Consider the following 13720-nt stretch of genomic DNA (forward strand, 5'->3'; position numbering starts at 1 on the left):
CAAATTCAAATTTTCTCAAGAAAACGCCCACTGGTGTGGTGGGCGTCTTCGGTACAACCAAAAACTGTGGCGGAGTGGACGGGACTCGAACCCGCGACCCCCGGCGTGACAGGCCGGTATTCTAACCAACTGAACTACCACTCCGCGTTGGCAACGGCTTACCAGGTTGCCCTGCAAGCGCCGTCAAACTTGGCGTCCCCTAGGGGATTCGAACCCCTGTTACAACCGTGAAAGGGTCGTGTCCTAGGCCTCTAGACGAAGGGGACTGAATCCTTCATGCCCTGATGAACCTCGCGCCCTCACCCGACTTTTGGTTGGGTGGTGGAGGTAAGCGGGATCGAACCGCTGACCTCTTGCATGCCATGCAAGCGCTCTCCCAGCTGAGCTATACCCCCTTTCGAGGCCACGAAACTGCAATCACTGCTTTTGCACTTACTGCTGCTTCGTGTTTCGCGCTGTTCATCAAGCGAGAATGAGATTCTATAGTGACTTTGCAGAGCTTTGCAAGCGCTCCGCCACTTTTTCTTTAGAAAAAATCTCGAGCACCGCATCAACCGACGGCGTCTGGGCGCGGCCGCATACCAGCAGGCGCACGGGAATGGCCAATTGCGGCATTTTCAGGCCGTGCTCGGCGAGCGTGGCCTTGAGCGCGCCGGCGATGGAAGCCTTGTCCCACGCGGGCAGCGCCAGCAGCCGTTCGCGCAGCGTGGCCAGCGCCGGCACCACCGCCGGCGTGACGTGCTGGGCCAGCTCCTGCTCGGCGGGCTGTGCGTCCACGAAGTACATGGACAGCCAATCGGCGATCTCCACCGTGGTGCTGCAACGGTCCTTGAACAAGGCGATCGCCGCCTCCAGCGGGAAGCCCTCCGGCACTTCAATGCCGCGCTTGCCCAGCTGCTCGGTCACCAGCGGCGCCAGCACCGCGTCGGCTGTGCGCTTGATGTGCTGGGCGTTGACCCAGCGCAGCTTGGTCTCGTCGTACTGGCCCGCGCTCTTGCCCAGGTGGTCCAGGTTGAACCACTGCAGGAACTGCTCGCGGCTGAAGATTTCCTCGTCGCCGTGGCTCCAGCCCAGGCGTGCCAGGTAGTTCACCATGGCGTCGGCCAGAAAGCCCTCGTCGCGGTACTGCGTGACGGGCTTGGCGCCGTTGCGCTTGCTCATCTTCTCGCCCTGCTCGTTGAGCACGGTGGGCAGATGCGCGTACACCGGCGGCTCCTTGCCCAGGGCGCGGAAGACGTGGATCTGGCGCGGCGTGTTGTTGACGTGGTCGTCGCCGCGGATGACGTGGGTGATGCCCATGTCGATGTCGTCCACCACCACGCAGAAGTTGTAGGTGGGCGTGCCGTCCGGGCGGGCGATGATGAGATCGTCGAGCTCGTCATTGCTGAACTCGATGCGGCCCTTGACCTTGTCATCCCAGCTCACGCTGCCGCCCACCGGACCACGGAAGCGGATCACCGGCAACACGCCTTCAGGCACCGGCGGCAGCGTCTTGCCGGGCTCGGGGCGCCAGGTGCCGTCGTAGCGGGGCTTTTGCTTGGCCGCCATCTGGCGCTCGCGCAGCGCGTCGAGCTCGGCGCTGCTCATGTAGCAGCGGTACGCCAGGCCCTGCTCCAGCATTTGGGCCAGCACTTCCTTGTACCGGTCCACGCGCTGCATCTGGTAGAACGGGCCCTCGTCGTGGCTCAGGCCCAGCCACTGCATGCCTTCCAGGATCACGTCCACCGCGGCCTGCGTGCTGCGCTCCAGGTCGGTGTCCTCGATGCGCAGGATGAACGTGCCGTTGTTGGCACGCGCGAACGCCCAGGGATAGAGCGCCGAGCGGATGTTGCCCAGATGGATGAAGCCCGTGGGCGACGGAGCAAAGCGGGTGCGTACGGTGGTCATGCGGTCACAGTGAATGCAGGCCGCGCGCGAGATCGGCCTTGAGGTCTTCGACGTCTTCCAGGCCCACGGCCACGCGGATCATGCCTTGCGTGATGCCTGCGGACAGACGCTGCGCTTCGGTCAGCCGGCCGTGCGAGGTGCTGGCCGGGTGCGTGATGGTGGTCTTGGTGTCGCCCAGGTTGGAGGTGATGGAGCAGATGCGCGTGGCATCGATCACGGCAAAGGCGTTGGCGCGCGCCGCTTCCGGCGTATCGCCCTGGACGACGAAGCTCACCACCGCCCCGCCCAGCCCCGACTGCTGGCGCATGGCCAGCTCGTGCTGCGGATGCGAGGGCAACCCCGGGTAGTAGAGCTTGCTCACCTGCGGCTGCGCCTCCAGCCAGCGCGCCAGCGCCAGCGTCTTCTCGCTTTGGGCGCGCATGCGTATGGACAGCGTCTCCAGCCCCTTGAGCACCACCCAGGCGTTGAAGGGCGACAGGCTCATGCCCGCGCTGCGCATCACGGGCACGAACTTGTCGTTGACCAGCGCTTCGCTGGCGCACACCGCGCCGGCGATGACGCGGCCCTGCCCGTCCAGGTACTTGGTGCCGGAGTGGACGATCAGGTCCGCGCCGAGCTTGACCGGCTGCTGCAGCGCCGGCGAACAGAAGCAGTTGTCGACCGCCAGCAGCGCGCCCGCGCCGTGGGCGATCTCGGCCAGCGCCGCGATGTCGCACACCTCGGTGAGCGGGTTGCTGGGCGTCTCGGCGAACAGCAGCTTCGTGTTGGGCTTGACGGCCGCGCGCCAGGCGGCCACGTCCGTCTGCGACACGAAAGTGCTCTCCACGCCGAACTTGCCGAATTCGCCCTGCAGCAGCTTGATGGTCGAGCCGAACACGCTTTGCGAGCACACCACGTGGTCGCCAGCTTTCAGCAGGCCCATGAACACCAGCATGATGGCCGCCATGCCGCTGGACGTGCCGATGCAGGCCTCGGTGCCCTCCAGGGCCGCCAGCCGCCGCTCCATCATCATGACGGTGGGGTTGGAGAAGCGGCTGTAGACGAAGGCCTCCTCCTCGTTGGCGAAGCGCCGCGCGGCCGTGGCCGCGTCCGGGTGATTGAAGCTGCTGGTCAGGAACAGCGCCTCGGCGTTCTCGCCCCAAGGGGTGGCGGGCAGGCCCTCGCGCACGGCGATGGTGTCCATGCGCACGTCGGCCGGCAGGTCCACGCGCGGGATGCGCTTGCTGCTGTCAGCGCCGCCCATCAGGCCTGCTCCGTCGCGTTCTGCAGCGCCAGGCGCGAACGGCCCGGGCCCTCTTCCTCCTCGCCGCCTTGCGACTGCCGCTGCTCGCGCATGGTCTCGAAGTCCTCGGCCGTGACGTCGCCGGTGATGTAGCGCCCGTCGAAGCAGGAGGCCTCAAAGCCCTGGAGCTGCGGGTTGAGCGCGGACACCACGCGCTTCATGGCTTCCACGTCCTGGTAGATCAGCGCGTCGGCGCCGATGAACTCGCGCACCTGCTCGATGCTGCGGCCGTGGGCGATGAGCTCCTCCTTGGTCGGCATGTCGATGCCGTAGACGTTGGGGAAGCGCACGGGCGGCGCCGCCGAGGCCATGTAGACCTTGCGCGCGCCGGCCTCGCGGGCCATCTGCACGATTTCCTTGCTGGTGGTGCCGCGGACGATGGAGTCGTCCACCAGCAGCACGTTGCGGCCCTTGAACTCGCTGGCGATGGCGTTGAGCTTCTGGCGCACCGACTTCTTGCGCTTGGCCTGCCCCGGCATGATGAAGGTGCGGCCCACGTAGCGGTTCTTCACGAAACCTTCGCGGTAGGGCTTGCCCAGCTTCTGCGCGAGCTGCATGGCCGAGGGCCGGCTGGACTCGGGAATGGGAATGACGACGTCGATCTCGCTGGGCGGCATGGTGGAGATCACGCGCTGCGCCAGCGTCTCGCCCATGTTCAGCCGCGCCTGGTACACCGAGATGCCGTCCATCACCGAGTCCGGACGCGCCAGGTACACGTACTCGAACATGCAGGGCTGCAGCGACGGGTTCTCGGCGCACTGGCGCGCGTGCACGGTGCCAGCCATGTCGATGAAGATGGCCTCGCCCGGCGCCACGTCGCGCGTGATGTGGTGGCCCGTGCCTTCCAGCACCACGCTTTCGCTGGCCACCACCACTTCCCTGCCCTCGGCCTGCTCCACCTCGCCGAACACCAGCGGGCGAATGCCGAACGGGTCGCGGAAGGCCAGCAGGCCGTGGCCGGCGATGAGCGCGATCACGGCATACGAGCCCTTGATGCGCTTGTGCACGGCGGAGACGGCGTCGAAGATCTTGTCCGGCGTGAGCGGCAGGTCGCGCGCGCTGCGCTCGAGCTCGTGCGCCAGCACGTTGATCAGCACCTCGGTGTCGCTCTCGGTGTTGATGTGGCGGCGGTCGATGTCGAACAGCTCCTTCTTCAGCGCATGCGCGTTGGTCAGGTTGCCGTTGTGCACCAGCACGATGCCGAAGGGCGCGTTCACGTAGAAGGGCTGCGCCTCTTCCTCGCTGTAGGCGTTGCCCGCGGTGGGGTAGCGCACCTGGCCCAGGCCGACGTTGCCCGGCAACGCGCGCATGTTGCGGGTGCGGAACACGTCGCGCACCATGCCGCGGGCCTTGTGCATGTAGCACTTGGTGCCCTGCATCGTGACGATGCCGGCGGCATCCTGACCGCGGTGCTGCAGCAGCAGCAGCGCGTCATAGATCAGCTGGTTGACGGGCGTCTGGGAAATGACACCGACGATCCCACACATGGTCTTGCGTCCTTCAGTGATGCCGCCCCCTCAGGGCAGCGGCAGAAGCCGCGCCGCCGCGGACGGCAGCGCAGGTTGAATCCGTTCTCTCAGCACCAGCAGCCAGGCCGCCCCGTGCGAATGCTCCCAAGCCGGCGAGCGCGCCAGCGGCGTCAGCCCCACCAGCGTGGCGGCCAGCAGCAGGACGAGCACCCCGCGCGCCAGGCCGAACGCGCCGCCGCCCAAGCGGTCCAGCAGGCCCAGCGGCGAGGCGTGCACCAGCCTGCGCAGCAGCCGCGCCACCAGCCCGCACACCAGCAGCGCCAGCGCGAACACCAGGACGAAGGCCGCCACGCGGCGCCAGGCCTCCGGCGCGCCCTCCCACGGCAGCCACTCGGCCACGGCAGGAGCCCACCGCTGCGCCGCGAGCCAGGCCACCACGTAGCCCGCCAGCGACAGCAACTCGAAAATCAGTCCGCGCCACAGCCCCGCCAACAGCGACCACAGCAGCAGGCCCAGCATCGCGACATCGACCCACCCCAGTACCGGCAAGCCATTCATTACAACGGCAGCAGCGCCGTCGGCAGCCCGGCAGCCTTGAGCTTGCCAAGGGCTTTGTCGGCTTCTTCACGGCTGGCGAAAGGCCCAACGCGCACGCGTATGCGGCGCCCGGCATCGGTTTCCACGACCTGCGTGAAGGTGCGGATGCCCAGCTTCTCCACCCGCGCGCGCGCCTCGCCCGCGGCCGTGGCATCGGCAAAGGCGCCCACCTGCACGATGTAGCGCTTCTCCACGCTGTCGTTGCTGCGGTCGCGCAGCGCCTCGCGGGCCACCGCCTCGCGCGCGGCCTCGCGTTCCCTGGCCTCACGCGCGGCCTTGTCCTTGGCTTCGCGGGCCGCAACTTCGCGCTCGCGGGCGGCATCGCGCTCCTTGGCCTCGCGGGCGGCCTTGTCCTTGGCTTCCTTGGCAGCGACTTCCCGCTCGCGGGCCGCCTCGCGCTCCTTGGCTTCGCGGGCCGCCTTGTCCTTGGCTTCCTTGGCCTCGCGGGCCGCGACTTCACGCTCGCGGGCGGCATCGCGTTCCTTGGCCTCGCGGGCCGCCTTGTCCTTGGCTTCGCGTGCGGCGAGCTCCTTGGCCAGGTCGCGCGTGGGCTCCTTGGGCGCGGACGCGGACGCGGCAACGCTGCTGCGCGGCGGGTCGGCCAGCACGCGTATGGGCGCGGAGGCCTTGGCCGCAGGCACCGCCGATGCGGGCGCGGCCGCGACGCGCGGCGCACTGGCCGCTGCCGGCGCGACGGGCCGGATGGCAGGCGCGGCCGCCGAGGTCTGCGCAGGGGGCGGCACCTCGCGCCCGGCCTCGTCGGCCGTCTCGGTGATGGGTGCACCGCGCGAAGGCAGCACCAGCGGCGCGCCGCCGTCCTTGCGCGGAATTTCTATGCTCACTTCCACGGGCAGCGGCCGCGGCTGCGTCTCGAACAGCATGGGGAAGCCGACGATGCCCACCCCGAGCAGCAGCACAGCGCCTATGAGCCTGCGCCGCGCGCGCACCCGCGCGGCCTGCACCTGCTCGGCCGGCGAGGCCATGCCCACCGGCTCACGGTCCGATGCGTTCTTGCGCTTGAGGAAGGGAAAAAGGGGCATGCCGAAGCTGGGAGTGGGCGTGCGCCCGTGGGGAAAGAACGAATTCCGAGACTTCAGCCGACGTGGGACGCACCCAGGCGCGGCAGCCCGTTCTTGAGTACACCGCCCACGGTGTAGAACGAGCCAAAGACCACGATTCTATCAGCGGGGTCCGCGGCTTCGAGGGCGGCGGCCAGCGCGGCGGCCGGATCGGCATGCTCCTGCACTTGCACGGGCTTGCTCCCGGCAGCGGACTGCACCACGGCGCGCAGCGTGGCCGTGTCGGCCGCGCGCGGCGTGGGCAGCGCGGTGAGCTGCCAGCAGTCCACCAGCGGCGCGATGTGCGCCAGCGCCCCGGCCAGGTCCTTGTCCTGCATGGCGCCGAACACGGCGAAGGTGCGCGGATAAAACCCCATTTGGTCCAGGTTGAGCGCCAGCGCCGCCACGGACTGCGGGTTGTGCGCCACGTCCAGCACCAGCACGGGCTGGCCCGGGACGATCTGGAAGCGGCCCGGCAAGTCCACCACCGCCAGCCCCTGGCGCACGGCCTGCGCGCTGATGGGCAGCCGCTCCTGCAGCGCCTCGAACACCGCCAGCACCCCGGCGGCATTGAGCAACTGGTTGGCGCCGCGCAGCGCCGGATAGGCCAGGCCGTGGAAGGCGCGCCCGCGCCCCTTCCACTGCCACTGCTGGCGGTCGCCGGAGTGCATGAAATCGCGCCCGGCCACGCGCAGGTCCACGCCCAGCGCGGCGGCCACGTCCAGCACGCTTTGCGGCGGCTGCGGGTCGCTGATCACGGCCGCGCTGCCCGCGCGCAGGATGCCGGCCTTCTCGCGGCCGATGCTTTCGCGGTCCGGGCCCAGGAAGTCGGTGTGGTCCAGCGCAATGCTGGTGATGAGGGCGCAGTCGGCGTCAATGGCGTTGACCGCATCCAGCCGCCCCCCCAGGCCCACTTCCAGGATCACCAGGTCCAGCGGCGCCTCGGCCAGCGCCCGCATGATCACCAGCGTCGTGAACTCGAAGTAGGTCAGCGTCGTGCCCTGGCGCGCGGCCTCCACGGCCTCGAAGTGCGGCAGCAGCGCCTGCGCCGAGATCATTTCGCCGTTGATGCGGCAGCGCTCCTCGAAGTGCACCAGGTGCGGCTTGCTGTAGAGCCCAACCCGGTAGCCCGCGGCCAGCGCGACGGACTCCAGCATCGCGCAGCTCGATCCCTTGCCGTTGGTGCCGGCCACGCTGACCACGGGCACCCCAAAGCGCAGGCCCAGGCGGTCGCGTACCGCGGCCACCCGCTCCAGCGTCATGTCTATGCCCTTGGGATGCAGGGCTTCGCAGTGGGCCAGCCAGTCGTCGAGCGTGCGGGGGGTGGTCATGGGCGCGGATGGTAAGAGGCAGCAAAAAGGCCGGCTCGCGGCCGGCCTTGCGGGAACAGGGGCGGCGTCAGGCGACGGCGTCGGCGCTTTGGCGCTGCAGCATGGCCAGCGCGTGGGCAATGGTGGAGCGCAACTGGCGCCGGTCCACGATCATGTCCAGCGCCCCTTTCTGCAGCAGGAACTCCGAGCGCTGGAAGCCCTCAGGCAGCTTCTCGCGCACGGTGTTCTCGATGACGCGCGGGCCGGCAAAGCCGATGAGCGCCTTGGGCTCGGCGATCACGATGTCGCCCACGAAGGCGAAGCCCGCCGACACGCCGCCCATGGTCGGGTCGGTCAGCACGCTGACGTAGGGCAGCTTGGCCTTGGCCAGCCGCGTGAGCGCGGCGTTGGTCTTGGCCATCTGCATCAGCGACAGCAGGCCCTCCTGCATGCGCGCGCCGCCCGTGGCCGTGAAGCACACGAAAGGCACCTTCTGCTCGATGGCGGTCTCGACGCCGCGGACGAAGCGCTCGCCCACCACCGAGCCCATGGAGCCGCCCATGAAGTCGAACTCGAAGCACGCCGCCACCAGCGGCACGCTCATCACCGAGCCGCCGATCACGATCAGCGCGTCGGTCTCGCCCGTCTGGTCCACGGCCTGCTTCAGCCGCTCGGGGTACTTCTTGCTGTCCTTGAACTTCAGCGCATCGACCGGGATGACCTCCTGGCCGACCTCGTAGCGCCCTTCATGGTCCAGGAAGGCGTCCAGCCGCGCGCGCGCGCCGATGCGGTGGTGGTGGTCGCACTTTGGGCAGACGTTGACGTTCTGCTCCAGGTCGGTCTTGTAGAGCACCGTCTCGCACGAGGGGCACTTGATCCACAGGCCTTCGGGAATGGTGCGCCGCTCCGAGGGATCGGTCGGCTGGATCTTCGGGGGCAGCAGCTTCTCAAGCCAGCTCATGCATGTGCTCCTTGCGCCACGCCATCCAGGGCGGCGCGTATCTCGGCCATGAATTGGCGGCCGGCGGCCGCCACCTCGTCCTTCGGTCTTTCCTGCAACAGCTGGACGAGCCGCGAGCCGATCACCACCGCATCGGCCACCTCACCCACCGCGCGCGCCGAAGCCGCGTCGCGAATGCCGAAACCCACGCCCACCGGCACGCTCACGTGCGCGCGGATGCGCGGCACCATGGCCGCCACGGCGCCGGTGTCCAGGTGCCCGGCGCCGGTGACGCCCTTGAGCGAGACGTAGTAGACGTAGCCGCTGGCGATGCGCCCAACGTGCGCCATGCGCGCCTCGGTGGAAGTCGGCGCCAGCAGGAAGATGGGGTCCATCCCCGCGGACTGCAGCAGCGCGGCAAAGGCCTCGCACTCCTCCGGCGGGTAGTCCACGATGAGCACGCCGTCCACGCCGGCAGCTTGGGCGTCGGCCACGAAGCGCTCGACGCCGTAGCGCTCCACCGGGTTGGCGTAGCCCATGAGCACCACGGGCGTCGCGTCGTCGCCGCGGCGGAACTCGCGCACCATCTCCAGCACCTGCGGCATGCCGATGCCACGCGAGAGCGCCCGCTCGGCCGCCTGCTGGATCACCGGGCCGTCGGCCATGGGGTCGGAAAACGGCACGCCCAGCTCAATCACGTCCGCACCGCCATCGGCCAGCGCGCGCATGAGCGCGGGCGTGACGTCGGCATACGGGTCACCGGCCGTGACGTAGGGGATCAGCGCCTTGCGGCCCTGGGCCTGCAGCCGCTCGAAGGTGGCGGCGATTCGAACAGAGCCCTTGCTCATTGCTTCACCTTCTGGCCCTGGCAGGACGGACGGCAGTAGAACGATGCGCCGGAGAGGTCGGCGACGGTGCCGATGTCCTTGTCCCCGCGGCCGGAGAGATTGACCAGCAGGTGCTGGTCCGGCCGCAGGGTGGCGGCCAGCTTCATGGCGTGGGCCACGGCGTGGCTGGATTCCAGCGCGGGGATGATCCCTTCCGTGCGGCACAGCCGGTGGAAGGCGGCCAGCGCCTCGTCATCCGTCACGCCCACGTACTCGGCGCGGCCGATGTCTTTCAGGTACGCGTGCTCGGGGCCGACGCCGGGGTAGTCCAGGCCGGCGGAGACGGAGTGCGTTTCCGTGATCTGGCCGTTGGCGTCCTGCAGCAGGTAAGTGCGGTTGCCGTGCAGCACGCCGGGCGAGCCCATCTGCAGCGAGGCGGAATGCTTGCCGGACTCCAGCCCCTGCCCCGCCGCTTCCACGCCGATGAGCCGCGTGCCCTCGTGCGGGATGTAGGGATAGAAGATGCCCATGGCATTGCTGCCGCCGCCCACGCAGGCGATCACGGCGTCAGGCTGGCGCCCAATCATTTCCGGCATCTGCACCAGGCACTCGTCGCCGATGACGCGCTGGAAGTCGCGCACCATGGCCGGATACGGGTGCGGGCCCGCCACCGTGCCGATGATGTAGAAGGTGTTTTCGACGTTGGTCACCCAGTCGCGCAGCGCCTCGTTGAGCGCGTCCTTGAGCGTGCGCGAGCCGGACTCCACCGGCACCACGCGGGCACCCAGCAGGTGCATGCGGTACACGTTGGGGCTCTGGCGCTTGACGTCCTCGGCGCCCATGTACACCACGCACTCCATGCCGTAGCGCGCGCAGATGGTGGCCGTGGCCACGCCGTGCTGGCCGGCGCCGGTCTCGGCGATCACGCGCGGCTTGCCCATGCGCTTGGCCAGCAGCGCCTGGCCAATGGTGTTGTTCACCTTGTGGGCGCCGGTGTGGTTGAGGTCCTCGCGCTTGAGGAAGATCTGCGCGCCGCCGATCTCGCTGGACAGGCGGGCCGCGTGATAGACGGGGCTGGGACGGCCCACGAAATGGGCCAGCTCGCGGCGGAATTCGGCCAGGAATTCCGGGTCGGCCTTGTAGTGGTCCCAGGCGCCCTTGAGCTCGTCCAGCGCGTGGATCAGCGTCTCGGCAACGAAAGTACCGCCATAGGGGCCGAAGTGCCCGCTGGCGTCAGGTTGGTCGTAATTCAGCATTTCAAAAGCATTCAGGCTGGCAGGCGGGGCGGGTGCTCAGAGGGCGGCCGACTGGGCGTCGGCCGAACGCACCGCCTCGCAGAACCGGTGCATCAGCGCGGCATCCTTGATGCCCTTGGCGACTTCCACACCGGAGCTCACGTCAACGGCCCAGGGCCGCACGCGAAGCACGCCATCGGTCACGTTGGCAGCACTCAACCCACCAGACAAAACGACCGGAGCGGGGAGCGCGGGAGGGATGAGCGACCAATCGAAAACCTTGCCTCCGCCACCATAGCCTTCGACGTGCGCGTCGAGGAGCAGCCCCTGGGCGTGCGGGTACTGCCGGGCGAAGTCTAACAAATCGACCCCTGGGGAAACCCTGGCGGCGCGCAGGAAAGGCCTGGCGGGCGCCGCGCACTGCGCCGGCGTCTCGTCGCCATGGAACTGCAGCAGCGCGTTGGGCACGGCCTGCAGCGCCTCGGCCAGCAGCGCCGCATCGGCGTTGACGAACAGGCACACGGGCATCACGAAAGGCGGCAGCCGCCGCGCCAGCTCGGCAGCGCGCGCCGGGCTCACACGGCGCGGGCTGCGCTCGTAGAGGACGAAGCCTATGGCGTCGGCCCCGGCCGCCACGGCGGCGTCCACGTCGGCCTCGCGCGTGAGGCCGCAAATCTTGATGCGGGTGCGGTGACTCATGGGGAAGGAGGTAGGGCGGCGGGGAGTCAGGACAGCCAGTCCAGCGCGGGAACGTGGCCGGGGATGGCGTGGCACGCATCGTAGTGCGGGCCCACGAAGTACAGCCCGTCGGGGGCAAAGGTGGGCGCGGCCGTTTCGCGGCGACGCGAGGCCAGCACCTCGCCCATCCACGCCACGCTGCGCGTGCCCTGCCCAACCGCCAGCAGGCAGCCCATGATGTTGCGCACCATGTGGTGCAGGAAGGCGCTGGCCTCGAAGTCGAAGGACCAGTAGGCGCCGCGGCGCGAGATGTCGATCTGGCGCAGCGTCTTCACCGGCGACAGCGCCTGGCAGCCCGCGGCGCGAAAGGCGCTGAAGTCGTGCTCCCCCAGCAGCAGCGCGGCCGCGGCCTGCATGGGCTCCAGCGCCAGCGGGCGGAAAACCCAACCCACCTGCGAGCTTTCCAGCGCCGGGCGCACCGGCGACTCCAGCAGCACGTAGCGGTAGCGCCGCCCGCGCGCGCTGTTGCGGGCGTGGAAGTCCGCCGCCACCGGACGGCACCACTGCACCGCGATGTCCGGCGGCAGGTAGCGGTTGACGCCGCGCACCCAGGAGAACTCCTCGCGCGCCAGCGGCGTGTCCAGGTGAACGACCTGGTTGATGCCGTGCACGCCGGCATCGGTGCGCCCGGCGCACACGGTGCCCACGGGCATGGCGGCAAAGGCGGCCAGCGCCTGCTCCAGCTTGTCCTGCACCGTCTTCCCGTCGGGCTGGCTCTGCCAGCCGTGGTAGGCGGTGCCGCGGTAGGTCACGCCCAGGGCCAGGCGCTGCAGGGGCGGCGGCGACTGCGGCGCGCCGGCCCCTTCGGGAACAGCCTCAGACAAGGCTTTCCAGCATGCCCTGGGCACGCTCCTTCAAGGGACCGCTGCTGGCCTGCGCAAGGACTTCCTGCAGCAGGTCGCGCGCACCGTCGGTGTCGCCGATCTGGCGGAACTCCTCGGCCAGCTCCAGCTTGCGCTCCAGCGGGTCGGCGTCGTCGCCGAAGCCGGAGATGTTGAGATCGTCCAGCACCGTCGAGGAAGCCGGCTCGTCCAGGTCCAGCGACAGCGAGTCGAGGTCGAACGGCAGCGAGGACGCAGCCGCCGGCGGCTGCGGCGCGGCCGTGGGTTGGGGCGCCGGCGCCTCGTCGCCGAAGTCCGACAAGCCGAAATCCAGCTCCGGCAGCGCGTCCTCGTCCTGAGCCGCCGCGCGGGGCGCACCCGCCGGCGGTTGCGGCGCGGCCGTGGGCTGAGGTGCCGGCGCCTCGTCGCCGAAGTCCGACAGGCCGAAATCCAGCTCCGGCAGCGCGTCCTCGTCCTGAGCCGCGGTGCGGGGCGCGAGCTCGCCCAGGGACAAGGGCACGTCGGCGTGATCCAGGGTGAAGTCGTCCCCGTCCGCCAACGACAAGTCCTGCGCCGCGGCCGGCTTCGCGGTCGGAGACGGCGTCGGCAGCCCCAGGTCGTCCTCGACGGGCGGCAACAAGTCCAGGTGCTCGTTGGCCAGCGACAGCTCCTGCGGTACCGGCTCCTCGTCCGCGAGCGACAAATCCAGCGGCTGCGGCGGCTCGTCGGCCAGCGACAGCTCCAGCGGCGCGACGTCCTCTTGCGGCTCCGGGTCGAAGCCCAGGTCGATCTCCGGCTCGGCCTGCGCCGCGGGCGCTGCTTCCTCGTCGTGCAGCGACGGCGGCACGGACTCCAGTTGGTCCAGGTCCAGGTCCAGGTCCAGGTCTAGCCGCTCGCTGGGCGCCAGCGACGGCAGATCGGAGGCCTTCCAGGTCGAGGGCACTTCCGACACCGCCGCGCCTGCGGCCAGCGCCGCGGCCCCGGCGTAGAGCGCATTGTCCGGATCGATCTGCAGGCCCATCTCGCGGACCTTGTCCCAATCCTCGCCCTGCCCCTTCGTGATCTCGTGCACCTGCTGCGCGACCTGCTCGAAGGCCTTGGTGTCGTGGCGCTTGGCGTAGACCTCCAGCAGCTTGGTGCGAATGCCCAGGCGCTGCGGGTTGCCGCGCAGGGCTTCCTTGAGGATTTCCTCGGCCTGCAGGTCGCGCCCGTAGGCCAGGTAGACGTCGGCCTCGGCCACCGGATCGACGTCGCCTATGGCGTCGAGCTGGCTCAGCGAGTACGGGTCGGTCTCCGAAGCCGCCGCCGCGGCCGCGGGCACACCGGCAGCCGCCGCGCCGCCGAAGGGCTCCGCCTGCAGCCGGCTTTCCAGGAACGACGTCTCCGCATGCGGCTTGTTGCGCCGCCTCCAGACCACGAAGCCTGCGCCCAACAGCGCCAGCGCGGCCACGCCGCCACCCAAGGCCAGCGCCCAGGAGCGCGACAGGAAGCCCATCACGCCGCCGGCCGGCGCCTGCTGCGCCGCCGCGGGCGGCAGTGCCGCCGCCGTGGCATCC

12 protein-coding genes and 3 tRNA genes are annotated in these 13720 nt (G+C 69.5%); all 15 read right to left on the minus strand.

Features of this window, described 5'->3' with window-relative positions; all coding sequences use genetic code 11:
- Positions 1 to 67 precede the first annotated feature (67 nt).
- Positions 68 to 144: transfer RNA gene (locus SM757_RS33495), tRNA-Asp, on the minus strand.
- A gap of 46 nt (positions 145 to 190) precedes the next feature.
- Positions 191 to 266 (minus strand) — tRNA-Glu (locus SM757_RS33500).
- A gap of 53 nt (positions 267 to 319) precedes the next feature.
- Positions 320 to 395: transfer RNA gene (locus SM757_RS33505), tRNA-Ala, on the minus strand.
- A gap of 85 nt (positions 396 to 480) precedes the next feature.
- Entirely contained in the window at positions 481 to 1887 is a 1407-nt protein-coding gene (gene gltX / locus SM757_RS33510) for a glutamate--tRNA ligase (protein WP_322468650.1), read from the minus strand.
- Between the two features lie 4 nt (positions 1888 to 1891).
- Complete coding sequence (locus SM757_RS33515; RefSeq protein WP_322468651.1) at positions 1892 to 3130, minus strand: O-succinylhomoserine sulfhydrylase; 1239 nt, start codon at positions 3128 to 3130, stop codon at positions 1892 to 1894.
- On the minus strand, positions 3130 to 4656 hold the full coding sequence (gene purF, locus SM757_RS33520; protein ID WP_322468652.1) for an amidophosphoribosyltransferase: 1527 nt from the start codon (positions 4654 to 4656) through the stop codon (positions 3130 to 3132). Before purF ends, SM757_RS33515 begins: the two co-directional genes overlap by 1 nt.
- Positions 4657 to 4686: 30 nt before the next feature.
- Positions 4687 to 5196, minus strand: a complete 510-nt coding sequence (locus SM757_RS33525) for a CvpA family protein (protein WP_066336683.1) — start codon at positions 5194 to 5196, stop codon at positions 4687 to 4689.
- Positions 5196 to 6275: an SPOR domain-containing protein gene (locus SM757_RS33530; RefSeq protein WP_322468653.1), complete on the minus strand. Its 1080-nt coding sequence runs from the start codon at positions 6273 to 6275 to the stop codon at positions 5196 to 5198. Before SM757_RS33530 ends, SM757_RS33525 begins: the two co-directional genes overlap by 1 nt.
- 53 nt (positions 6276 to 6328) lie before the next feature.
- Positions 6329 to 7624 (minus strand): bifunctional tetrahydrofolate synthase/dihydrofolate synthase, encoded by a 1296-nt coding sequence (folC, locus tag SM757_RS33535; protein WP_322468654.1) that lies wholly within the window; start codon positions 7622 to 7624, stop codon positions 6329 to 6331.
- Positions 7625 to 7691: 67 nt separating this feature from the next.
- Entirely contained in the window at positions 7692 to 8564 is an 873-nt protein-coding gene (gene accD, locus SM757_RS33540; protein ID WP_066336690.1) for an acetyl-CoA carboxylase, carboxyltransferase subunit beta, read from the minus strand.
- The gene (gene trpA / locus SM757_RS33545) at positions 8561 to 9391 is read right to left on the minus strand and encodes a tryptophan synthase subunit alpha (RefSeq protein WP_322468655.1); all 831 of its coding nucleotides are present in this window, start codon (positions 9389 to 9391) and stop codon (positions 8561 to 8563) included. Before trpA ends, accD begins: the two co-directional genes overlap by 4 nt.
- Entirely contained in the window at positions 9388 to 10626 is a 1239-nt protein-coding gene (gene trpB / locus SM757_RS33550; RefSeq protein WP_066336697.1) for a tryptophan synthase subunit beta, read from the minus strand. Before trpB ends, trpA begins: the two co-directional genes overlap by 4 nt.
- A gap of 36 nt (positions 10627 to 10662) precedes the next feature.
- Entirely contained in the window at positions 10663 to 11304 is a 642-nt protein-coding gene (locus SM757_RS33555) for a phosphoribosylanthranilate isomerase (RefSeq protein ID WP_066336700.1), read from the minus strand.
- A 26-nt stretch (positions 11305 to 11330) separates the two neighbouring features.
- Positions 11331 to 12167: a tRNA pseudouridine(38-40) synthase TruA gene (truA, locus tag SM757_RS33560; RefSeq protein WP_322468656.1), complete on the minus strand. Its 837-nt coding sequence runs from the start codon at positions 12165 to 12167 to the stop codon at positions 11331 to 11333.
- On the minus strand, positions 12160 to 13720 hold a 1561-nt coding region (locus SM757_RS33565; protein WP_322468657.1), incomplete at its 5' end, for a FimV/HubP family polar landmark protein. The genes truA and SM757_RS33565, both read right to left, overlap by 8 nt.

This window comes from Azohydromonas lata (assembly GCF_034427735.1).
Lineage (GTDB): Bacteria > Pseudomonadota > Gammaproteobacteria > Burkholderiales > Burkholderiaceae_C > Azohydromonas > Azohydromonas lata.